At 69.0% G+C, this 22505-nt stretch carries 18 protein-coding genes; 15 read left to right on the forward strand and 3 right to left on the reverse strand.

Annotated elements, in window-relative coordinates; translation table 11 throughout:
- On the forward strand, positions 1-857 hold an 857-nt coding region (locus EII35_RS16010), incomplete at its 5' end, for a hypothetical protein (protein WP_221739765.1).
- Positions 858-1002: 145 nt separating this feature from the next.
- On the opposite strand, the gene EII35_RS13730 is transcribed toward EII35_RS16010, so the two are convergent.
- Both EII35_RS13730 and EII35_RS13735 read right to left on the reverse strand, forming a co-directional pair.
- A complete protein-coding gene (locus tag EII35_RS13730; protein ID WP_125229036.1) occupies positions 1003-1851 on the reverse strand; it encodes an alpha/beta hydrolase in 849 nt (282 codons plus the stop codon).
- Positions 1848-2759 carry an EamA family transporter gene (locus EII35_RS13735; protein WP_125229037.1) on the reverse strand — a complete coding sequence of 304 codons (912 nt, stop codon included), beginning with the start codon at positions 2757-2759 and terminating at the stop codon, positions 1848-1850. Before EII35_RS13735 ends, EII35_RS13730 begins: the two co-directional genes overlap by 4 nt.
- Before the next feature lie 79 nt (positions 2760-2838).
- Here EII35_RS13735 and EII35_RS13740 point away from each other — a divergent pair, with 79 nt between their 5' ends.
- The 11 genes from EII35_RS13740 (at position 2839) to EII35_RS13790 (ending at position 19323) form a co-directional block, all read left to right on the forward strand.
- Positions 2839-3717, forward strand: coding sequence for a LysR substrate-binding domain-containing protein (locus EII35_RS13740; RefSeq protein WP_185744352.1), 879 nt, complete (start codon positions 2839-2841; stop codon positions 3715-3717).
- Between the two features lie 329 nt (positions 3718-4046).
- The gene (locus tag EII35_RS13745; RefSeq protein ID WP_185744353.1) at positions 4047-5414 is read left to right on the forward strand and encodes a DUF7824 domain-containing protein; all 1368 of its coding nucleotides are present in this window, start codon (positions 4047-4049) and stop codon (positions 5412-5414) included.
- Between the two features lie 272 nt (positions 5415-5686).
- Positions 5687-5947: a CopG family transcriptional regulator gene (locus tag EII35_RS13750; RefSeq protein WP_185744354.1), complete on the forward strand. Its 261-nt coding sequence runs from the start codon at positions 5687-5689 to the stop codon at positions 5945-5947.
- A 354-nt stretch (positions 5948-6301) separates the two neighbouring features.
- Positions 6302-6460, forward strand: a complete 159-nt coding sequence (locus EII35_RS16015) for a hypothetical protein (RefSeq protein ID WP_185711285.1) — start codon at positions 6302-6304, stop codon at positions 6458-6460.
- Positions 6457-8871, forward strand: a complete 2415-nt coding sequence (locus EII35_RS13760) for a DUF7824 domain-containing protein (RefSeq protein WP_125229039.1) — start codon at positions 6457-6459, stop codon at positions 8869-8871. Before EII35_RS16015 ends, EII35_RS13760 begins: the two co-directional genes overlap by 4 nt.
- A 9-nt stretch (positions 8872-8880) precedes the next feature.
- Positions 8881-11079 (forward strand): hypothetical protein, encoded by a 2199-nt coding sequence (locus EII35_RS13765; RefSeq protein ID WP_125229040.1) that lies wholly within the window; start codon positions 8881-8883, stop codon positions 11077-11079.
- Positions 11080-11450: 371 nt separating this feature from the next.
- Positions 11451-12986, forward strand: coding sequence for a DUF7824 domain-containing protein (locus EII35_RS13770; protein WP_125229041.1), 1536 nt, complete (start codon positions 11451-11453; stop codon positions 12984-12986).
- A complete protein-coding gene (locus EII35_RS13775; protein WP_125229042.1) occupies positions 12983-15451 on the forward strand; it encodes a hypothetical protein in 2469 nt (822 codons plus the stop codon). Before EII35_RS13770 ends, EII35_RS13775 begins: the two co-directional genes overlap by 4 nt.
- 47 nt (positions 15452-15498) lie before the next feature.
- Complete coding sequence (locus EII35_RS13780) at positions 15499-15708, forward strand: hypothetical protein (RefSeq protein WP_125229043.1); 210 nt, start codon at positions 15499-15501, stop codon at positions 15706-15708.
- 227 nt (positions 15709-15935) lie between these two features.
- A complete protein-coding gene (locus EII35_RS13785) occupies positions 15936-18695 on the forward strand; it encodes a hypothetical protein (RefSeq protein ID WP_125229044.1) in 2760 nt (919 codons plus the stop codon).
- A 244-nt stretch (positions 18696-18939) separates the two neighbouring features.
- Positions 18940-19323, forward strand: a complete 384-nt coding sequence (locus tag EII35_RS13790) for a GIY-YIG nuclease family protein (protein WP_125229045.1) — start codon at positions 18940-18942, stop codon at positions 19321-19323.
- On the opposite strand, the gene EII35_RS13795 is transcribed toward EII35_RS13790, so the two are convergent.
- Positions 19289-20344: a serpin family protein gene (locus EII35_RS13795; protein WP_185744355.1), complete on the reverse strand. Its 1056-nt coding sequence runs from the start codon at positions 20342-20344 to the stop codon at positions 19289-19291. The genes EII35_RS13790 and EII35_RS13795 overlap by 35 nt on opposite strands.
- A 248-nt stretch (positions 20345-20592) precedes the next feature.
- Here EII35_RS13795 and EII35_RS13800 point away from each other — a divergent pair, with 248 nt between their 5' ends.
- The 3 genes from EII35_RS13800 to EII35_RS13810 all read left to right on the forward strand — a co-directional run.
- Complete coding sequence (locus EII35_RS13800; RefSeq protein ID WP_125229047.1) at positions 20593-21201, forward strand: hypothetical protein; 609 nt, start codon at positions 20593-20595, stop codon at positions 21199-21201.
- Positions 21202-21332: 131 nt separating this feature from the next.
- Positions 21333-21821, forward strand: a complete 489-nt coding sequence (locus tag EII35_RS13805) for a hypothetical protein (RefSeq protein WP_125229048.1) — start codon at positions 21333-21335, stop codon at positions 21819-21821.
- Between the two features lie 170 nt (positions 21822-21991).
- Positions 21992-22505: 13E12 repeat family protein (locus EII35_RS13810; RefSeq protein ID WP_221739767.1), on the forward strand; the 514-nt coding region annotated here is incomplete at its 3' end.

Here is a 22505-nt window from a genome sequence, read left to right on the forward strand (position 1 = left end):
TCGCCCTGGAACCCGCCGACCTCGCCGTCGCGCTGGGACGATGCGACCGCGACCGCTGCGACGAACTGGCCGACATCGACGCCCCCATCCGGGGACTCGACGACGGCTTCGCGTCGATCCTCGCCCTGTGGCGGGAGGCGACGGTGGAGCCGCCGACCTACCTCGTGGACAATCCGGTCGGCTGGCAGCGGCCGATCAGCGTCCGCGGCGACGAGCCGTGGTGGCACGAGATGCTCGGGGTGGCCAGCCGGGAGCACTGCATTCCTGCGCACCTGCTGCCCACGCACCTGGCCCGCCCCGTCGGGGAGGTCCTCAACGACATCGCCCGCTCCGGCCCAGCGGACACCCTGAGGACGTTGCTCGACTGCCTGGCCGTGGCGCGCCGCTTCGACGAGCCCCTCGCAGTTGCCACACTGGCCACAGCCGGGGTGATCCCGGTCAAGGACCGCGCATCCCTCGCCGCGGAACTGCTGCAGGCCTGGGACGAGGGACGCCTCGTCGGCGACGACCTCGTCACGGCCTGGCACTCCCCCTTGTGGGAGCAGTTCTGGCCGTCCAACGCGTACCTCTGCATCGAACGAGCCGACGCCAAGGTCGCGGCCCTGCTGGCCCTCATCGCCGAGGCAGGCGGCCTGGCGCTGGCCTGGCCCCTCCTGATCGAGATCGCAGAAACCCTCGCCGCGCAGGAGAAGATCCCCGCCACCACCTCGACCGTCCTCGAGACCCTCCTCGCCCTCCTGCCCGAGGTCCCCCACCCCGTGGAGCTGCCCAACATCACGGCCCTGGCGGAACGCAAGGGCTCGTCGAAGGCCATCAAGACCGCCCGGCTCATCGTGGCGAACATGGCGAAGCCGTGATCCCCTCCCGGGCACGAATCGCCGTTCTCGCTCGCCCCCGCTCATGATTCCGTCGGCGGCGAGGGCTGGATCAGTCTCGGCAAAAGTCTGGGCCGTGGTGGGCGATACCAGCCACCAACAGGGTCAGCCCTGTTGTAACGTCTCGCTACCGTGTGTGAGTGCTGACCTGCTTCGCGTGATGGTTTTGTGCCGGGAATCCCTCCACCCGGACGAGCGCACCGGCTGCCAGCGTGATGCCTTTGAGCCATTCCTCGGATTTGTCAATGATTCGCTCGCCGTCGTGATCCAGTGTTGCGACGTGATACGAGTTTGGCAGGTCCACGACTGTGATTTCAGGAGCGGGGGAGCGTTCAACGATCAGGCGCAGCGAGGTGGCGTCGATCACATGGTCCGCTCGTGACCTGAAAATGAGCAACGGGTGACGCACCCGGGGGAGGCCCCTGTTCGTCTCATCCCAGAGGTCGAGCATGGAGGCCGCGGCTCGAAGCGGTGTGCGCCGATATGCATGGTCGGTGACGTTCGGCTTGCAGATGTCGCCGCCGAGCGCGGGTGACGAGGATTTGAACTTCGCGAGGAGTGGAAGCAATCGCATGTGCCATCCCGAGAGCGCAAGGGCTGGGTTGACGAGCATCACGCCGGCAACGGCACTTTGACGTTGTTGCGCCAGCCGCAAGGCGAGCGCCCCGCCCATGGACAGCCCCGCCGCGAACACGACGTTGCACTCACGAGCCAAATCGTCGAATGCTCGCTCCAGCTCGTTGTACCAGTCCACCCAAGTTGTCTTGTTGAGGTTGCGCCAGTTCGTGCCGTGACCGGGCAGGAGGGGAACAGAGACGCGGTAGCCCTTGCTCGCAAGGCCGGCGGCCCACGGTTTCATGGGCCACGGAGACCCAGTGAATCCGTGGCTGAACACTATGCCGACGGGGCCAGATCCTGCCGTCAAAGGAGTGGCGTAGCCAGGAATCGTCGGCTCGGTTTCTTCATACTCTGTCATTGAATCTCCTTTGGGCGGAAGGGCTGGGCTCGAGAAGGGGGCGGGAGTTGTCCGGTGACCAGTGCGGCGAGGGCGATGGTGAATCCGGTGATCTGTAGGAGGGTGAGGGATTCTCCTGCGATGAGTGCGCCGAGCAGTGCGGCCGTCAGTGGGGAGAGGAGTCCGAGGAGTGCTGTGGGTGTGACGGACAGGTGTCGGATGCCGGCGAACCAGATGGTGTAGGTGAGCAGGGCACCGATCAGGCCGAGCCAGGCGTAGCCGGCCCATGCGCCTGCGTCGATGGGTTCAGGGATGCCATCGAGGACGAGGGCGGGGATCGCGAGCAGGAGGCCTGCTGCGGTGAGTTGCCAGCCGGCCAGGCCGACGGCGTTCACGTGTTCGGGGCGTCCCCACTTCTTGGTGAGGACGACACCGGCTCCCATCGAGGTGGCGCCTGCAAGTCCGGCAAGGACGCCGAGTGGGTCGAGGGCTGCGTCTGGGCCGAGCACGACCATGCCCACGCCAGCCATGCCGGTGATGCCCCACCACAGGCGCCAGCCCGAGAGTCGCTCGTGCAGGATGAGGACGGCGAGGAAGGCAATCACGATGGGCTGGACCGCACCCAGCGTCGCAGCGACTCCGCCGGGCAGGCGTTGGGCGGTGACGAACAACAGGGGGAAGAACGCCGCCATGTTCAAGCCGCCGAGTACGAGACTCTTCCACCACCAGCCCCCGCGCGGGAGCTGGCGCGACAGCGCCAGCGCGATGAGTCCCGGCGGCAGGGTGCGCATGAATGCAGCGAAGACCGGGTGCCCCTCCGGCAGGAGATGCGTGGTGACGATGTAGGTCGTTCCCCACACCATCGGCACCATCGCGGTCAGGAGAATCCACCCCGCCTGCTGCCCGATGGGCTGGTTGCTTGCTGTCATGTCATCAAACCTGTCAGCTGGTCAGGTATGAGTCCAACGCATGCTTGTCATGGCAGGCATGTATGGACATCATGGATGTGTGGAGTTGCAGCAGATGCGGTACGCGATCGCGGTAGCGGAGGAGCGCAGCTTCACCAAAGCCGCTGAACGGTGCTTCGTGGTGCAGTCAGCGCTGAGCCACCAGATCAAGGCACTCGAACGAGAGCTCGGCGTGCAGCTCTTCGCACGCACATCGCGTCGCGTCGAACTCACCCCCGCGGGAGAGGCCTTCGTCACTGCTGCCCGGGAAGCACTGCAGGCCACCGAACGGGCCATGGTGGATGCCGCCGCCGCAGAGGGTGAGGTGCGAGGCACCCTGACCCTCGGTGTCATCCCCACGGTCACCGCGGTTGATGTCCCCCATGTACTGGCAGCATTCCATGCCGCTCATCCTGCGGTGCGGGTACGTCTTCGTGGCGGTGGCAGCGAGCAGTTCATCAGCGACATTCGTGCGGGACAACTCGATGTCGCCTTCCTGGGGCTCGCCGAGAGCACGCCACCCCAAGGGGTGGCCTTCCATGAACTCTCCCACGAGGCACTCGTGGCAGCGTTGCCCGCGAACCACCACCTGGCACGCAGGAAACGCGTCAAGCTCGAAGAACTCGCCGACGAGACCTTCGTCGACTTCCCGAGTGGCTCTGCCGGTCGCGCCCAGGGCGATCTCGCCTTCGAAGCGGCAGGGCTGCAGCGTGAAGTCGCCTTCGAGGCCATGACCACTGACCTGATCCTCGGCCTCATCCGCAACGAACTCGCAGTCGGAATACTCTCCGCCCAGGTCATCCCGCACGACCCCGGCGTGGTCGCAGTCCCACTTGTCGATGGTCCCCGGAGGATCGAATACCTGGCCTGGAACGACTTCAATCCCAGCCCAGCCACCCGGGCCTTCCTGGAGGCCACCCCCATCCGATCACGCAGATGACGTGACCGAACCCTCGGAGGCGCCGTCCTTGTGACGAAGACCGGACGGGAATGCACCCCGACACAGCATCACCGCCACAAGAGCCGATCATCGCAATCAGGCTCAGGAGGGTGGTGGTCCGCAACGAGCGATCGATCACCGTGCCGACCACGGCGATCCCTGCCATGGAAGCGACCCCCAACAGCTCGCCGAGAACACCCTGCCACCGCAGCGCTGGCAGGATGTAAGAGGGCGCGCGGACAGGAGCATCTACTGCGGTCGCCCCGGTGACCCCCGGGCTGTGTGTCTGAGATCATTTCGGCGTGCCCGCGACCACTCCTTTCACTCCGATGGTGCTCGACGACGATGCCTTGACCGAGCTGATCGCCGAGGTCGCCGAGAATTGGCTGGAGCATGCTGACCTGACGGAACGCGCCCTGGCCCAGCTCGTCGCGACTGCCCACGCCCGAGGCCCCGAGCCCGTCGTGGCCGCGTGTCGGGAAGCCACCCTCAGCAGCCTCGCCTTCCTCTTCGGCTACTCAGGACGTCTGCTCCAACGGCTCGGCGACGGCACCATCAGACCGGGCACCACCCCCCGGCCTGCCCGGTCACCGCGAGGACCGCTGATCTTCCTCGCCGCCCAGCATTTCCACGACGTGCTGCACCGGCTGGGGGAACTGCCCTGCCTGCTCTCCACCCCCTCGAACAGCCGCTATGAGGTGACGGCACAGGACCTGCGGGATCGCGTCGAGCAGTACAACGACGACAACGTGGTGCTGGAGCCCACGGATGTCGCCATTGCGCTCGCTCGGCTCCGCAGAACCGACGACCGCACCGGAATCGACGCGCCCATCCGAGGCTGTGAGCTGCGGCTGGCGCAGGTCATCGAGATCTGGTCCTCGGCCCGGGTCGAACCAGCTGGCCTGTCCCTGACCTCCGGGACTGCTCGGAGCGAGGCCGTGCTCCAGGTCGTCGGCGATGTGCCCGCACCCCATGCAGCACTTGGCCTGGACACCGCCTGGAACCACCCCCACCACTACGAGGGGTCCCACCCGCTGCACGACGTCGCGGACCTGCCTGCGCTCTGGTCGCCTGCAGAGGGCAGCACCGTGGACACCCGACCCCACGACATCATCATGCGGTTGCTGCCACAGCACCCTGGGCGCCCGGCGGGGGTGGTGCTGCGCCTGCTGCGCTGGTCGGACACGGACGGTGCCCTGGACGCCCTCATCTCCTGCGCCACTGTCGCGCAGCGGTTCGGTGAGCTACTGACGGTCGTCACCCTCGCCACCTGTTCACGACTCGACCCGTCGCAGGTCAAGCGCCTGACCCCGATCCTCCTCGACGCCTGGCGTGAGGATCGTCTGACTGCATCCGATCTCGCGATGGGGTGGCGCTCTCCCATGTGGGAGCAGCTGAACCTCGGGTCGGGTCGGAAGACCCTAGAGCGGAAGCCCGCCAAGGTCCTCCCGCTGCTGTCGCTCATCGCCGAGGCAGGCGGCCTGGCGCTGGCCTGGCCCCTCCTGATCGAGATCGCAGAGAACCTTGCCGCGCAGGAGAAGATCCCCGCCACCACCTCGGCCGTCCTCGAGACCCTCCTCGCCCTCCTGCCCGAGATCCCCCACCCCGTCGAACTGCCCAACATCCGTGCCCTCGCAGGGCGCAAGGGAAAGTCAAAGGCCATCACCCTGGCCCGAGCCATCGGAGACCTGCTGTGAGTGCCAATCCTGGTTGGGTCGAAACGCTGCCGCAGCCTGCACCCGTCCCGGCAGCCCACGGACGACGACGCCCTCCTGGACGCCACGGGCACGACAGCCTGGAGGAGCTGACCCACATCGTTGGCGGGCGTGCGGGCCCTGTGAGCCTGCAGTGGGTTCACCCGGTGGCGACGTCGTGGTCGGTGGCGGGTGGTTCGGCATCGGTCGTTGCTGACACGATCTCCTCCGGGAACAGCTTGCCCCCTTACGTATTACGTAATACAGTTTCTGGTATGGGTAAACGGATGATTCAGGGCCGTGAGATCTCGGATGAGCAGGTACAGGCTTGGGCGGATGAGGCGGAATCGGGCTACGACGTCGACGAGCTGCAGCGACGGTGGGGGCGTCCCCCTCGTGCGGGCAAGGCGTCCCGGGTGGTGCCGACCCGATTCTCTGATGAAGAGCTGAGCGAGCTGATGGCACGTGCGGAGCGTGAAGGACTGGACCGGTCAACGGCGATTCGCACCGCTGTGCGTGAGTGGGTCCGTGCGTGATCGTTTCGCCGTCAGCGCGCAAGCACGGTCTCAGCGATGAGGACGCCATCACCGCTGCACGCTCGGCCTTGGCCGGTGGACCGCTCGATGATGAGAATCCGCAACGGGAGTTACGGATCGGGCTCGACAAGCAGGACGTCTCCTGGAGGTCGTTGTCCTGCTCTGGGACGACGGCGAAGTCGAGACCATCCACGCGATGAAAGCCCGGGCAGGGTATCGACGGCTCGTCGGTTGAGCCGATCAGTGTCGTCACCCCTGTCCCGAGCAGCAGCATCCGTCTCACTCTCCTCTCCACGGCAGATCCTGGGTGCCAGACGCTGCTGACTGTGTGTCTGAGATGATCTCGATGTGCCCATGACCACGCCTTTCAACCCAACGGTGCTCGAGACCCTCCTCGCCCTGCTGCCCGAGGTCCCGCACCCCGTCGAACTGCCCAACATCTGCGCCCTGGCCGACCGCAGAGGAAAGTCGAAGGCCATCACCACCGCCCGAGCCATCGGAGAACTGCTATGAGTCCCAAACCTGCGCTGACCGACGAGGGCATCGAGCTGTACAAGCTCGTTTCCCGGGCCAGCGGCATCGACCACCTGGCCGCGCAGCTCTCCCGACTGGACCCGGAGGAGCGGACCCGGTTCGCCGCCGTGATGAAGAAGGAGGGCAAGGCCCTCAAGGCCCTGTGGGAGAAGAAAGGGCATGAGGGACGGGCCCTGCTGCTGGCCGCCCACCTCAACCCGACGCCGTCACAACTCGTCACCGCCATGACCGGCTGGGCGCTCGACAACCTCAGTCACGGCGGCGGTGCCAAACACCTCCGCAGGGTCGTGCGTGGCCGAGGCCAGGAGTGGGGGACAGCCTTCGTCCAAGCCGCGTTGAAGAAGTCCAGCGTCGTCCAAGCGGCACCCGAGCTGCTCAACTCCCTCATCGACGAGTTCGGCCTGCCCCTGCCCGAGACCCCCACCTTCTGGCGGGCCTGGGTGGACCATGACCCCTCACCCCGGCCCGGGATCCGCTGGCAGCAACGATTCATCAGGGCTTGTCAGACCCCCGGGGCCTTCACCGACGACTGGTACGACGAGCCACACCCCGGCGCCGTCACCGAGGCCCTGAGGGAGATCGAGGACCGCGACGAGGACGCGCTGGTGGCGGCCCTGCTGTCGGTCATCGAGCGCGACGACTCCCCCGCCTGCCAGCGACGGGCCCTGTGGTGGCTGGATCATCTCGGCCTCGCTGATCGCCTCTGGGACCACCGTCAGGCCCTCATCCGCTGCCTCGTCATGGCGGAACGGAGCGTGGCCAAACGCATCGTCGAGGTGTGCCTCCGCTTCAAACTGGAGGACAACGAGCTGTCCGCCTTCACCTTTGTCGCTCTCGGCCGACCTGAGAAAGGCCTCAAGCGGCAGGTCCTCAAGGAGCTGATCCGCCGTCGGGTCCCAGCCCACAGCGTGGACACCTGGAACGTCCAAGCTCGCGCCACCGACCCCGACACCACCACCGCCGCCTTGGCCCGTCAGCTGCTGGAGCAGTGGGGAGTCGATGTCCAGAACCCGAGGGATCAACGTGCCCTGTGGCAGGAGCCGGCGGGTCGTGAGGATGTCCCCACGGACTACGACGCCGTGCTGGACCCGTCGTCGCTGGCGGAGCTGCTGTCCCGCGTCGAACAGCTGGACGAGGACGATCCGGAACTGGCCGAGCGCACCCTGGCCGCCCTCATCGCCGCCGCCCACGATCGGGGGGCCGTGCGCATCCGCCACGCCATCCGCACCTCGCTCGGCACCGACCTCAACCGAGGTCCGGCGCTGCGACGGCTGCTCGCGAGCCTCGCCCGGAAGGGCGAGGAGGGCGGCCGGGTCCGCACCCGCAAGCTCACAAGCCAGACCTTCCTCGTCGGGCAGCGGATCTCGGAGGCCCTCAACGCCCTGGGCGAGGTGCCCTGCCTGCTGTCCACCCCCAGCCACCACGACTTCCGGGTCTCCTGGGAGGCATTCCGGGACCGCGCCCGCCGCTACCGGGAGGCCGGTGCCGCGACACTGCGCATCGACGTGGCCGTGGCGCTCGCCCGGCTGGACCGCGACGCCGTGCCCGAGCTGACCGAGTTCGCCCAACCCATCGCCGGGCTGGAGGTGAGCCTGGCCGATGTCCTCACCCACTGGGCGAGCCACCCCGCCTCCCCCGGGGAGCTGAGCTTCGCCCCGCCACGACCCGGCCATGAGCACCGCTGGTACCTGGGCGAGCGGGTCCGTGCCGACGGCGACGCCCCCACCAGCCACGAGCTCCTCGGCCTCCGAACCGGCTGGACCCTGCCCTTCGCACCCACCTCCAAGTTCGACCTGTGGCAGGATGAGCTCAGCGTCTTCAGCCTGCTCCCCGAGCACCCCACCCGCCCCATCGCCCTCGCGCTGAGGGGCCTCGGTGAAGGTATCACGGTGAACCGACTCGCTCAGGTGGCCACGACCGCCCACCGGCTGGGCCCCAACGGGGCGTTCGGCCTGCTGGCCGCCGCCTCGGACGTGCCCGCGAAGGATCGCTCCGGGATCGCCTACGCCCTGCAGGAGGCGTGGCACGCGGGTCGCATCACCTCCGACGACCTCGTCACCGGGTGGCGACACGAGGACCGGGAGGTCGTCGGGATCTCACCCGGGAAGACCATCCCGATGCTGGTCGAGCTGGCCGAGGGCTCGTGCCTGGCCCTGGTGTGGCCGCTGCTGGTGGAGATCGCGGAGACGCTGGTCGCCGAGCGGGCAACAGCGACCACCGCGGCCGCACTGGAGGCGATCCTCCAGTTCCTGCCCGAGGTCCCCCACCCCGTGGAACTACCCAACATCGCGGCCCTGGCGGAACGCAAGGGCTCATCGAAGGCCATCAAGACCGCCCGGCTCATCGTGGCGAACATGACCCCTTCCCCGTCGGGCAAAGCAGGCCGCTGAGAGGACGCCGTGATCGACGCACTGTTCACCCACACCCGACTGCCCGAAGAGGTCGCGGCCCGGATCGCCGCCCTCGACGACGCCGGGCGCGAAGCGGCCGCGAAGGAGTTCGCCGCCACCACCTCAACACTGCGCACCCGTCTGGTCGGACGCGATCAGGCGCAGAGCTTCCTGGTGCTGCTGGCCCACCTGCCGATCACCCCCGCCCAGGCCGCGAAGGCCCTCAACCGGGAGCTGCTGGAGATGCGTCACGCCCCGATCATCACCGAGGGACTCCGCGCGAAGGGCGGCGACTGGGTGGCCGCCTTCATCCGCTCCGCCAGCGCCGTCCCGCGCCTGCGGGCCGACCTGGCGCGACTCGTCGACGACCTCATCGACGAGTTCGACCTGCCACTGCCCGAGGCCCCCGACTACTGGCGCGGCTGGTACGACCGCTCCCCCCTGCCCCGCCCCGGGATCCGCTGGCAGCAACGCTTCCTCGCGGCCTGCTCCGTTCCCGAGCTGTTCGCCCCCGACCGGAGGATCGACGAGCAGCGCATCGCCCGCGCCGCCTGGAAGCTGCGGGCGAGTGAACCCACCGATGACGAGGCGCTGCTGTCGGCCCTGCTCCCGGTCTTCGAGCGGGGCGACCGCCCCGCCACCCAACGCGCCGCATCCCGATGGGTCGCGGGGCTGGGCCTGACCGGCCTGATCGGGAAGCATCGTCGCCGCGTCATCGACGCCCTCCCCGCCGCGGACTCCTCCTTCGTGAAGCTGGCGCTGGCCGAGCTCCTCACCCCCGAGCTGCCCGCGGCGGATCTCGACGCGCTCGCCGTCGCCGTCCTGCCCCGGGCCGCGAAAGGACTCACCGGGAAGGTGCTGAAGGCCCTGGGCCGGATCGACGCGCCGTCGGCGGATCTCCGGGACACCGTCGCGGCGCTGGCGTCGGCGACCCCGGCGGCCGCGGCACTCCTCACCGGCTGGGGCCAGACCGCACCGGAGCCCGAACGGCTCGGCCTGTGGCGGGAACCGGTCGGCTCGCCCGAACCGGACCCCCGCCACGCCCAGCTGGAACCATCGCCCCTCGTCGACCTCATGGACGAGCTCGCGTGGGAGCAGCCCGAGGCCTGGGACCACCTCGAATGGCTGCTGGGCCGTCTCTTCCATGCCGCGCACACCCGGGGTCGCGAGGCGCTGTTGGCGTCGGCGGCGGAGAACCTGGGCGGGAACACCCAACTGGCCCGGGTGCTGCTGCAGCTCGCGACCGGTGAGGAGCCGTCGACCAAGGGACTGCGGCCGCTGACCGGCCTCATCGGCCGTCGGATGCGGGAGGCGTTGCCGCTGCTCGGCCGGGTGCCAACGCTGCTGTCCCTCCCGACGCTGGTGGGCAACCGACTCGACTGGGACACCTTCGCCGAGCGGGCCACCGCGTTCCGGGAGGCCGACATCCCCGTCGCCCCCACCGACGTCCTGGTGGCCCTGTCCCGGATGGATCGCGGCGCGGTCCCTGCGGATCTGGGCGAGCTGGGGCAGCCGATCGACGGGGTGGCGTCGTCGCTGGCGGAGGTCGTCGCCCGGTGGCGGGACACCGACCCGGAGCCCGGGAGGCTGTGGTTCGTCCCCGAGGAGCCGAACGCCAGCCGGTGGCAGAACCTCCGGTACCGGCGGATCCGCTGCGACGGCGACGTCCCCGTCGTTGCGGAGCTGCTCGGGATCGACGGGCCCTGGACGGAGCCCATGAATCCGCTGGACGGCGAGTGTTCCGAGGAGCTGGGGGTGATGTCGCTGCTGCCGGAGCACCCGACCCGCCCGGCCGCGCACTTGCTGCAGGTCCTGGGACGAGAGGACCCCGCCTGGAACCGCCATCCGGACTGGTTGGCGGCGCGGCTGCTGACCACGGCGCGGATCACCCCGGAGGCGGCGTTCGCCATCCTCGCGACGATCGTCGAGGAGCGGAAGGAGGACCGGGAGCCATTCGCGGTGCAGCTGCTGAACGCGTGGGATGAGGGTCGCCTGCACCCGGAGACCCTGCTGGCGGCCTGGCAGGGCGAGTGGCGCTCCGAGTGGCCGCTGAAACCGATCCCGCTCGTCGGGACGCTGGTGATGGTCGCGGAGGCCGGGGGCCTGGCCCTGGTCTGGCCGCTGCTGGAGGCCATGACCTCAGTGACCAAGGCAGCGCGGGACGCGGTGGCGAGGTTCCGCCCGGAAACCCCGTCGCCCCACCCCTGACCTGATTCGCCTGCCTTACGACGGATTCGCCTGCCTTCGGTAGGAAATGCCTGCCTTACGACGGATTCGCCTGCCTTCGGTAGGAAATGCCTGCCTCGTTCCAAAACGCCTGTCCAACAAGACAGGCGAGCCGTGAAAATGGCAGGCGAAACCCATCCAAGGCAGGCGAAACCCCGACGCGACGGGGGGAGGCGACGGGGAGGAAACGGGGCGGAAAACGTCCCAGCGTGTCATTCATCCAGACGGTTGGCAGGCCAGGGTATTGCATCTTCGCCTGTCAAGGACGAGGATCAGACAGGTGGTGTCCCCGGTTGGCGAAGATGACCACCGCAGCGGACACCCCCCGTCCGACCTGCTGGGGAGAAGAACCCATGACCCACCCCGTGACCGCCGATCACACAGACTGTTCCTCGGCCACCCGGCCCGCATCGACGCGCACCCGGCCGCGTAGCCGTGGCCTGTGGCGGCAACCCACACCGCGACACCCGAAGCCCCTGCCCCTGCTGTCCGGCTCCGCCCTGCTGCTCGACGCGGACGGCCTTGTTGAGCTGTGTTCCCTCGTCGCCCGCGACTTCCCCGGCGACCCCCTCACCCACGAGCGGGTCCTCGCCAGCCTCGTCGCCACTGCCCGCGCCGGGAGGCGCAAACACATCCGGGCCGCCGTCGCCGAACGTCTCGGACTCACCGGCTTCGTCGTCAACGTGCTGGAGAACCTGCTGCTGCGCACCACCCAGACCGACCCCGTCCCGCCGCCCGAGACCCCGGCCGGGGGTTTCCTCACCCACCTGCTCGTCCACCGGGCCGCCACCGTCATCGACGCCCTCGGCCACATCCCCTGCCTGCTGTCCACCCCCACCCACGACGACTTCCGGGTGGCGTGGCGGGTCTTCGTCGACCGCGCCGAGGTCTACGAGGACTCGCGCTCCGCAGCGCTCCCCGCCGACGTGGCGGTGGCCCTGGGCAGGCTCAACCGGTTCGAGCGCATCGACCCCGACGACCTGCCGACGGTGCGGATCCAGGGCAGCGACACCACCCTCGACGAGGTGGTCGCGCACTGGCTCGTCACGCCCAGCGAGGCCACCCGGCTGGTGCTGCTGCCGGAGCGGGAGGAGGCGAACCGCTGGGTGAACCGGCTGGCCGCGCGGATGCAGGTGGCCGGGGAGGAGTCCACCGTGCACCATCTCCTGGGCCTCGACGACGTGTGGTCGCGGGAGTACCGGCCCGGCCAGGCGGCCGACCGGGATCGCGACGCCGTCGCGGCCTTCCTGCCCGTCGCGGACCCCGTCATCGCCACGACCCTGGGCGAGATCCCGCCCGCGTGGACGCTGCTGCCGAACCATCCCGCCCGACCCGCCGCGTGGGCGCTCCACGCCCTGCTGGAGCGCGGCGCCGCGGAGAGCCTGCAGGCGTTCGGGCACGTCGCGAAGGTGGCGGTGCCGTGGGGCAGCGTCCTGTCGCTGGTGTGGTTGCAGCTGGCGGGGACCGTCGACGAGTCGGAGCGGAAGTCCCTCGCCGCCCACCTCATCGACGGGTGGGAGCGGTGCGCCGTCACACCGGAGGATCTGCTCACGGCCTGGCACTCGCGGTGGCGCAGCCTGCTCGACCCGTCCCGGCTCGACGTGGCCCGCACCCTCATCGTCGCCTCCCGCGAGGGGGCCCTGGCGCTGGTGTGGCCGCTGCTCTCGGAGATCATCGACGACCTGGCGGGGTCTCGCGGATTCACCGGCACCACCGCTACGCTCCTGGAGGAGTTCCAACCGCTGGTGGCGGAGGTGGTGGCCGCTCAGGTGCCGCTGGATCTCCCGGAGGTGCGTGCCCTTGCCAAGCACACGAGCACCGGGCCGGGGGTGACGGCGGCGCGTCGGATCGTCGCCTCCATGCCGGCCCGGATGTCGGAGGCCTCGTGACCCTGAAGGACGCCCTCACCCGCACCACGGGAGTCTGCGATCTCATCACCACCATTGAGGACATCGGCGACGCCGACCGCGCCACGTGGGCGGCGGAGGCGAAACGATCGATGCCTCAGCTTCGTCGGATCGCTGACGACCTCGGCAGGCCGGAACTGGCCGTGGTCGTCGCGGCGTTCTTCGACGTCCCCGTCAAGCAGCTGGTGCTGGCGCTGGCGGATGGTTTCCTCATCGAGGAGCTCGACGAGCAGAACGCCATGGCCTGGGTGGTGGAGCAACTGCGGCAGCGCGGTCCCGAGTGGGCATCGACGCTGGTGGCGGCGGCATGCGACAAGAAGCAGGCTGCAAGGTTCCGGACCCTGCTGGATGCCCTCCTCGACGCCCACGACCTACCGCTGCCGGATGATCCGCGCTACTGGACGAACTGGCTGCCCGGCCCGGGAAAGGTGCTGCCCGGGCGGCGGTTCTGGGCGCGACTGGTGAGGGCCGCCACCGTCAGGGACGCCTTCACGGGGTGGATCCCGCCCGGATACTTCGACGAGCTGGCCGGGCCGGTCGCGACGCTCAGGGCCGCCGAACCGGTTCCCGACGACGTGCTCCCGGCCCTGGTCCAGGTGTTCACCCGGGGCGACCGCCCCGCCGCGCAGCAGTACGCGCTGGGCTGGATCGACCTGCTCGGGATGCGCTGCGAGCTGTGGCAGCACCGAGGCGTGCTGTGTGATGCGCTCCCGTTGACGCCTTCGAAGGTGGCGGGGGCGATCGTCGAGGTACTGCTCCGCCCCGAACTCGACGACGACGAGCTCACCGCCCTGGCCTGCGTCGGTCTGGTGCGCAAGGAGAAGGGCATTCGTCGCGCCCTGTTGAAGGCCCTCCCCCGCCTGGCGGAGCCGGGTGAGGAGCTGCGGGAGCTGGTCGCGGTGCTCGCCACCGACGGCGACACCACCACCTCGGAGCTTGCCACCCGGCTGCTCCAGGACTGGGGCGTGGCCACGACTCCGGAGGCCCTGGCGACGGGGCTGTGGCGGGAGCCCGCCCTGACCGATCCCGAGCCGATGCCGGAGTTCAGCGACGAGGCCCTGCGGCTGGATACGGCACGGGTCGCAGACCTGCTGGGCGATGACGTCAACACCTGCGGCTTCTTCCCCCTGCTGATTGAGTGGACCCCGGCGGTGCTCGTCGCGCATGCCCGCGACCACGGCGTCGATCACGTGCGGGAGTTGGTGCGGCGGCACCTCACCCAAGAGTTCGACGCATTCCCGCTTCGGGCGATGCTGCTGGCCTGGGCGGATGGGTCGGAGCTCAAGGACGCCACCGTCGCCCCGGGCGATGAGAACAGCGGGCTGTCCCTGCTGGCGGCACGGCGGATGGTGGAGGTGCTGGGGTGGCTGGGCGAGCTGCCGTGCCTGCTGTCCACGCCCAGCCATCAGGGGCTTCGGGTCTCGTGGGAGGCGTTCGCGGCCCGGGTCGGGCGCTTCCGGGAGGTCGGGCAGCCGCTCCTGGCCACCGATGTCGCCGTCGCCCTGGCCCGGCTGGACCGGGCTGCTGCGCCCGCCGATCTGAGCCCCTTCGCCCATCCGATCCACGGCGCCGAGGTCTTGTTGGATGAGGTGCTGGGCCACTGGCGGGATACCGACCCCGAACCGGTTCGGGTGAGCTTCGCACCCGCGATGAAGGATGACATCACGGCCCAGTGGCACTACCGCATGGTGGTCGACGGCGACGCACCGGTCACTCACCCGATGCTGGGCCTGTCCGATCCGTGGTCGCTCCCCCACCACGGTAGTACCTGGACCGCCCGGGTGGTCGGCATCCAGCCCCGCAGCGGGGAGCCCTTCACCGTCCCCATGCGCGATGAGGTTGCCGCCGTCGCCCAGTTGTTGCCGCAGCACCAGGCCCGCCAGGTGATGGCTGCGGTGCATCGGATGGAGCAATACGGGGTGGGGCAGGCCGCGTGGTGTCATCGGATGCTGGGGGATGTGGCCCATCCGTTCAGCGAGGCCCTCACCGTGCTGGGGCTGGCCTGGGCCGGTGGGGCGGCACCGCAGGACCGCGACGGCATCGCCGAGCTGTGGTTGCGCGCCTGGGACGAGGGACGTCTCACGGCACAGGATCTGGTGGGCGCCTGGCACAGTGTGCTATGGGGACTGCCGGACCAGCTCGGCCACACCGCCAAGCATTTCGTCCGGGCCCCGCTCAAGGTGGCTGAGGTGCTGGCGGTCATCGCCGACGGCGGCGGCCTGGCCCTGGTCTGGCCGCTGCTCGCGGTCCTCGCCGAGGAGGCAGCCGGAGCCGAGAAGCTCCCCGCCACCACCGCCGCCCTCCTCGAGATCGTGCTGCGCCTGCTGCCCCACGTCCAGGCCGCCGGGGTCGCCGCCCGGCTGCCGAACGTCGTCGCCCTGGCATCCCGGAAGGGCAACAGCAAGGCGCTCCAGGTCGCCCGTCGGATCCAGGACTCGCTGCGATGACCCCGGCCGTGGTGATCCACTGCTTCCGCACCCTCTAGGCTGAATCCATGGGCGAACGTACCTACACCGTCAATCTCGGCTCCCGTGGTCGCGTCACGGTGACGGAGTCCGACATCGAGGAGATCGACCTTGATGAATCCACCTTCCAGGTCGACGGCGTGCGGCTCACTGAGGCCCGCGCGGCGCAGCTCGCTCGGGAGATCTCCGTCCAGCACGGAAGACACGGAGGCCGTCCCTCCCTGCCGGAACACCAGTGAACCAGCGCGCAGAGGGCCCTCTAAGAGGGTGCGCGGATAGGCGAATCTACTGCGGTCGCCCCGGTGACCCCCCGGCTGTGTTGTCCTCCTCGAACGCACAATCCAGTGCGCTCTTCGTCGTCCGCCTTGCCAGGAGGCCACCGTGACGATCCTCGTCACGATCCCCCTATCCGCGCACCCTCTAACATACTCAGGGCCCGGAGAGTCCTGGAGGAAGGAACCCCGACATGCGCCAGCTCAACGCTGCGGCCCGTCAGTTGCAGGAACTCGCGCAGCGGCTGGAACCGGTGGAACTCGCCCGCGCCCTGGGCGCCATGTCCCCGGCCGAACTGGCCGAGGCGAAGGCCGTCGACCACATCACCATCGGTGGCCCGCTCGGTGAGCTGAAACGCATGATTCTCCAGGCCTGGCTCGGCAACCGGGCAAGCTGGCTCGCCATCCAGGTCAACAGCTGGTCGATGAACGAGATCGTCGCCGATGACGAGCTGCGCGACCTGCTCGTCGCACGTCTCGTCGACCGGGGCCGCGAGTGGGTGCAGGAACTGCTGGCGGAAGTGACCGCTGATCCGGATCATGGATCCTATGCGGCTCCGCTGCTGGACCCCGTGCTCGCCGCCCTCGGCCTGCCGGAACCAACCGACAAGGCCTATCGGCTGGGTCGACTGCGGCCGTGGGGATCGGATGAGAGCGCCGCTTTCGAGGCCGTGCGCAGGAACCTCGCCGGGTTGCCGGAGCAGGAACGTGCCGAGATGGAGCGGCTGCTCATCACCGCCCTCACGTCGACGAAGTATCCGGGATGGCGCGGCGGACCGCTGTGGCTGTTGGCGATCGTGCTCGTGGCGGAGCTGGGCGCGACGGCGAAGCAGACGGCAGCGGCCATCACCTCAGGCATGGTGCAGTGGTCGGACGAGGCCTTGATCCCGACGGTGCTGGCCGCGATCGAGGCGCGCGGGGAGCAGTTCGTCGCCGACTTCGTCGCGGCCGCCGTCGCGAAGCGCGCCCCGTCCGGTTTCGTCGCGCTGCTCGACCCGCTCATCCGGGACCACGGGCTGCCGCTGCCGCAGGCCCCCCGCTACTGGGAGGCGTGGCTGCGTTCCGACCCGCTGCCACGCGTCGGGGACCGCTGGCAGCAGCGGTTCCTGCTGGCGTTGGCCCAGCCGAATGTACTGCGCACGCAGCTCTCGAAGGCGGAACTGCAGGAGCGGGTGCGGGCCGGGATCGCCGAGGTGCGTCAGGCCGAACCGATCGACGACGACGCCCTGCTGCTGGGGCTGCTGCGCGTGGTGGAGCGCGGCGACAAGACCAGCTGCCAGCGGATCGCGCTGCACTGGCTGGAGGCCCTCGACCTGGGTCCGCGGATCCCCGCGCACCGCGACCGGGCCCTGGCGGCCCTGGCGAGCGCCGACGCCCCCGTCGTGACGCTCGTGACCAACGCCCTGCTGGCGGGAGGGCCGGGCGACGGGGGACTGAGTGAGCTCGCCGTGGTCGTGCTGCCCCGCACGCAGAAGGGGCCTCGAGAGAAGGTGCTGAAGGCCTTGTCGAAGCTCGATTCACCGACGGAGGAGCTGAGGGGACTCGTCGCCGCGACGGTCCACGACCCGGACACCACCATCGCGGCGCTGGCGAGGGAGTTGTTGGCCCAGTGGGGGGAGCAGGCCGAGTCCCCAACGCCGGTGACGGGGCTGTGGCGGACGCCGTCGCGGCTGGAGCCCGAGCCCGTCGCCGAGGTGGAGGTGCCGACCGAGTGGCCCGAGGACCCGACGGTGGAGGAGCAGGAGCAGCTGTTGGCGGCCGTCGTCGCACTGGCACACCGTGCGGGTGCGGGGGCGGTGCGGCAGCGGGTGCTGCCCGATGATCCGGGCGCCTCGGAGCGGGCGGTCCAGACGCGGCTGAAGCAGTTGCTCACGGGCGGTCAGAACCGGAAGCTGCCGAGCCCGGAGCGGTTGTCCCGGTTGCTGATGCAGTGGCTGGCGGACGTCACCGCGCGACTCGGCCAGCTGCCGTGCCTGCTGGCGACGCCGTCGCATCGCGGGTTGCTCGTGTCCTGGGAGGCGTTCCGGGAGCGTGCCGCCAGGTACCGGGAGGCGGGGGTGGCGCTGGTGGCCTCCGATGTGGCGGTGGCGCTGGGTCGGCTGGACCGGGCGACGCTGCCGGAGGACCTGTCCGAGTTCGCGCAGCCGATCGCCGGGACGCGCGTCGATCTGGCCGAGGTGCTGCGCCACTGGGCGGGGAGCGAGGATCAGCCGTTGGAGCTCACCTTCCTGAAACCACCGAGGGAGCCGATCCGGTGGGGCGACCAGAAGGCCCCGACCCGGCCGCGCATCCAGGTGACGGGGGCGGAGGCACCGTGCCACGACCTGCTCCGCCTGGAGTCGGGCTGGGCGGGGCCGTTCGAGCCGATGGTGACCCGTGACGCCTGGTCGTGCCAGCTGCTGCCCCGGGTGGCGAGCCGACCCGCCGTCGAGGGGCTGCGGCTGATGGAAGGGCTGGCCGCCCCGTGGCTGTCCGACGTGTTGGACGTGGTTGCGGTGGCGCGACCGCTGCCGCCGGTGCTGACCTACGCGGTGCTGGTGCTCATCGGGGACGCCAGGACGAGGGACCGCGACGAGATCGCCGAGGCGCTGCTTCGCGCGTGGGAGGAGGGCCGCCTCAGCGGCGACGACCTCGTCGAGGCGTGGGAGCTGCCGTGGCGGGACCACTACCCCATCTCGGAGGGCCGGACCTTGGCAGTGCTCCAGATCCTGGCCGAGGCGGGCGCACTGGCGCTGACCTGGCCGCTCATGGTCCATGTGGCGGAGCGGCACGCGGCGGCGGAGAAGATCTCGGCCTCGGCGACGGGCTGGCTGGAGACGCTGCTGAAGCACCTGCCGGACGTGACTGCGGCAGGGGTCGCCGTCGAGCTGCCGAACATCGTCGCCCTGGCAGGAAGAAAGGGAAGCAGCAAGGCGATCCGAACGGCACAGGAGATCGCGGCACTGCTGGCCTGAATCGTCGGGTGGGCGAGCCCGCCGTTCGCGCATCGGAGGTCTCGACACGAGGCCTCCGGCCTCGGCTCGACCAACGGAAGGTGGCGAGGACCCCCTCCCCCCCCCGCTGGTCGAGCCGGGCCCCGAAACGAAGTGAAGGGACCCGTGTCGAGACCCCGCGACCGGACGCAGGGACTTTTCCACAGATCCCCCGATTTCACGGTTCCCCTGAACAATCCCACGTTCTGCTGGCCATGGTGTTGGCATGGCATGGGTGTACATACTTCAGTGCGCGGATGGCTCGCACTACGTCGGGAGCACCAAGAATCTTGAGCTCCGTCTTGAGCAGCACGTGACGGGACGCGGCGCCGCCTACACTCGTCGGCGGTTGCCCGTCCAGCTGGTCTGGTGTCAGGAGTTCAACCGCATCGACGAAGCCCGGGCCTTGGAGAAGCAGGTCCAGAACTGGTCGCGGGCCAAGCGCGTCGCTCTCATCGAGGGGCGCTACGACGATCTTCCGGCGCTCGCCCGCCGCCGAGGCGCCAGGTCAAAGACATCCCCAGGGGACCGCCGTCATGACACGGTGTCCTCCCCGCCGATGACCGAGGCTGAGGTCAGCTCGCCGGGTCGAGGATGGCCGCCTCGATGAGGGCGGTCCCGGTGGGTATGTCGATCACGCGCAGCACGAAGGGATGGTCGAGGGTGAACTCGACGGGGTCGGTCTCGGGGAACGAGGAGCACATCCACTGTTCGGTCAGGGCCGCGGCGATGGTTCCCTGCTCCGTCACCATGACCCGGACCTGCTGGGCGCTCCGGATCTCGGGTAGGCCCGGCATGATGTGGTCGCGGTCGAGGGGGACGCCGAGTCGCTCCAGCAGCGGCTGGAGGTCGACGGGGCCGGAGGTCAGGTCCAAGCTCGGCACCCGCAGCTGCACCGGCCTCGGCTCGGCGACGGTGACGGCCGCGGTCGCGGCCGCCCAGGTGTCGGCCGGCAGTTCGGCGGGCGAGATGCGTCGTCGCGGCAGGATGAGGTCGCAGGCGAGGCCGTCCGCCCGGTAGTTCAGGCGTACGGCCCGCCACCCGTCGCCGCGCGCGAACCGGAGGTCGGTGGTGCAGCCCATGTAGTTGGCTGTGCCGGTGGTGCCGTCGGCACGATGGAAGGGGGCGTCATCGCTGACAGGGGTGAGTTGACGTGCCCATCGGGCGGCGAACAGCAATGCGTTCTGCAGCACGATCCGGGTCTGTTCGTCCACGGTGACGGTCGTCTCCGTGATGAGGTGGCCGGTGTGCAGGGCGGCCCAGGCGTCGAGTCGGGGTTTCGCCTCGGTGAGCGGCGCACGGCTGATCGTCGTCTGATCCGCGACGGCGGCCAGCCATTCGGGTCGGGGTTCGGCACCGTCGATGAGCATGAGGTGGTCGGCCAGGTGGAGAAGGGGCGCGTCGGGCGGGTCGAGGGGGGTGAAGTCACGCAGCGCAGCGAGGTCCGGCTCGAATCGACGCAGTGACTCCCGCACCTCGGGGGTCAGCCCGAATTCCGAGCCGGGCTGCAGGATCGACAACAACGCGGCGACCCCCACGGGGCTGCAGAGCACGTTTCGCCCCGGCTCGGCCGCCAGCTGCATGGCGAGCAACTCCGCCCCGATTCGGTCGATGCACACCGTCGATCCCACGACGCCTCCTCCACTGTCTGCGGACCTCGATTCTCCCGTAACCCGCAGTGGACCTGCACACGTGGGACATTCGGTGAAGCCGTCGACCTTTTGGCTGATCCAGCCAACGCCCCCATTGCTGGTCGCTACGGTTGGCACGAGTTCCTTCAAGGAGGTGGAATGTCGGACCTGGAGTTCAGCCGTGCAGCCGTCGGGGTCAACGCCCGCACCACCCAGCCCCCGAGCGTCACCACGTCGGGACAGCAACCGTGACCACCGACACCTCACGCGCGCGGCGATGGCTCATGCTGGCCCTCCTGGGCTTCGCGGTCATCCTTCTCACCAGTCCCTATGAGCCGCCGAAAGAGAGACCCTTCCTGTGGGCCGCAGAACCGATCCACAGTCAGAAGGTCACAGACAGGGTGGCCCTCAGCCCGCCAGTGGGCTACTCCTTTTGGACACTTGAGCCCCCCGATACTGCCGTGCTGGAGGACTGGGTCGTCCGCCCTCTCAACGAACAGGAACCCGGGAGACTGGGAATCACTGCGCACGAAGAAAAGTTCTGGACTTTCATGGAGACCTTCGAGGATCACTGCATCGAAACACATCATCATAGATTCCGGCATCGCCATCTTGGCATCAGCACCCTTCAGTTCATCGACGGCCAACGCACCTGCAGCACCACCACTGGAAGGGAAACGGAAAAAGACGTGCCTTCCCAGGTACGAAGCCTCTGCCGCCACGACGGCTGCTGGAGCTTCATGAGCTACGGGCGCCACTCAACGGATCGCATACCCGGAAGGTTCCTCGAAATCTTCGACACCATCCGTTTCGTTCCTGTTCCCGACCCAGAGCCGGACTTCAGGTTGGGAGAGTGACCGTGCATCTTCACCCCAAACTTGTCCTCGCCCTGACCGGCGTGTTGCTCTTGGCGACCGGCTGCACACCGTCCTCTGCGCCGGCCGAATTCGACGACATCGTCTCCTATGCCCCGCCTCCCTGGTATCAGATGATCACGGTCAAGGACGACGGCATCGAGCAGGACTGGAGGATCGAGACGGTGCCACAGCTGTGGGAGGAACCACTGCCCCCTGAGTTGGCCGGAACCGGCATGCTGATCCGGGCCAACATCGACCAACGCGACCCCCGCCAACCCTCGACGAAGACCTTCCTGCGTTACTGCTCCGAGATGGCAGCCGCCATCGCCGAGGAACCCGGCGTTTCCCGAGTCGAAGATCTACCCGACCGCCAGATCGACGACGCCAAGGCCTGCGGCGTGGCCTGGCAGCAGGGAGAGGGCGAGAACCGCCAGGTCATGATGCGTTGGGACCTGTGCCGCCGGGACGGTTGCTGGAGCTTCCAGCTTCACAGCGGCCCGGGACAGGACGTCGTCAACGGCCACCTCCTGTCCTCACTCCAAACCGTGAGATTCATCCCCCGGCCCGCCAAGGTCGACGACGTACTCGTCCCGCCCCAACCCGGCGCCACAGAGAGCTGACCACGCCAACCCTCAGCCATGGCCTTGGGTTGCCCCCGCTTCGTTGGTCGAGCCGTCCGTGTCGAGACCACCGCAACGGTCCCGGCGGACCCTCACCAGGCACACGATGTGAGAAGAAAACTTCTTCCCAACCCCTTGCACTAGAACACCCATTCGATTACAATGGGGCCATGAACCCCCTCCCCGCGACCCTCACCGAGGCCTACCACGCCATCGCGGAGGCCGACGCCCACGCCCGGGCAGCGGAGGTGGCCCTCATGGTTGGGATCGCGAAGGCAGCCGAGTTGTATGAGGTCGACGATGCCGCGGTGATGGAGGCTGTTGAAGGGTTCCTCGAGCCGGGTGGGGACGGGACTCCGTCGGTGGGTGAGTTTCTGGCCCACGAACTGGGTGGGATCCTGCAGATCTCCCCCGATGCGGCGTTGGAGAGGATCGGGACCGTGTTGGATGTGAGGTTTCGGTTCCCGGCGTTGTGGGAGGCCTTCCTGTCAGGGAGTCTTCGCTGGTGGCAGGTTGCCGAGGTGGTGAACCGGCCAGCCATCTCCCAGCTGAATGCGGAGGCTGCTGCCCGGTTGGATCGGAAACTTGCTGTCGCGTTGAGGTTGTGGTCGTGGCAGCGGATCCGCCGCAACCTCGAAGCATGGATCATCGCCGCCGACCCCCAAGCGGCTCGGGAGCGGGAAC

This window comes from Arachnia propionica (assembly GCF_003932785.1).
In the GTDB taxonomy this organism is placed as follows: domain Bacteria; phylum Actinomycetota; class Actinomycetes; order Propionibacteriales; family Propionibacteriaceae; genus Arachnia; species Arachnia propionica_B.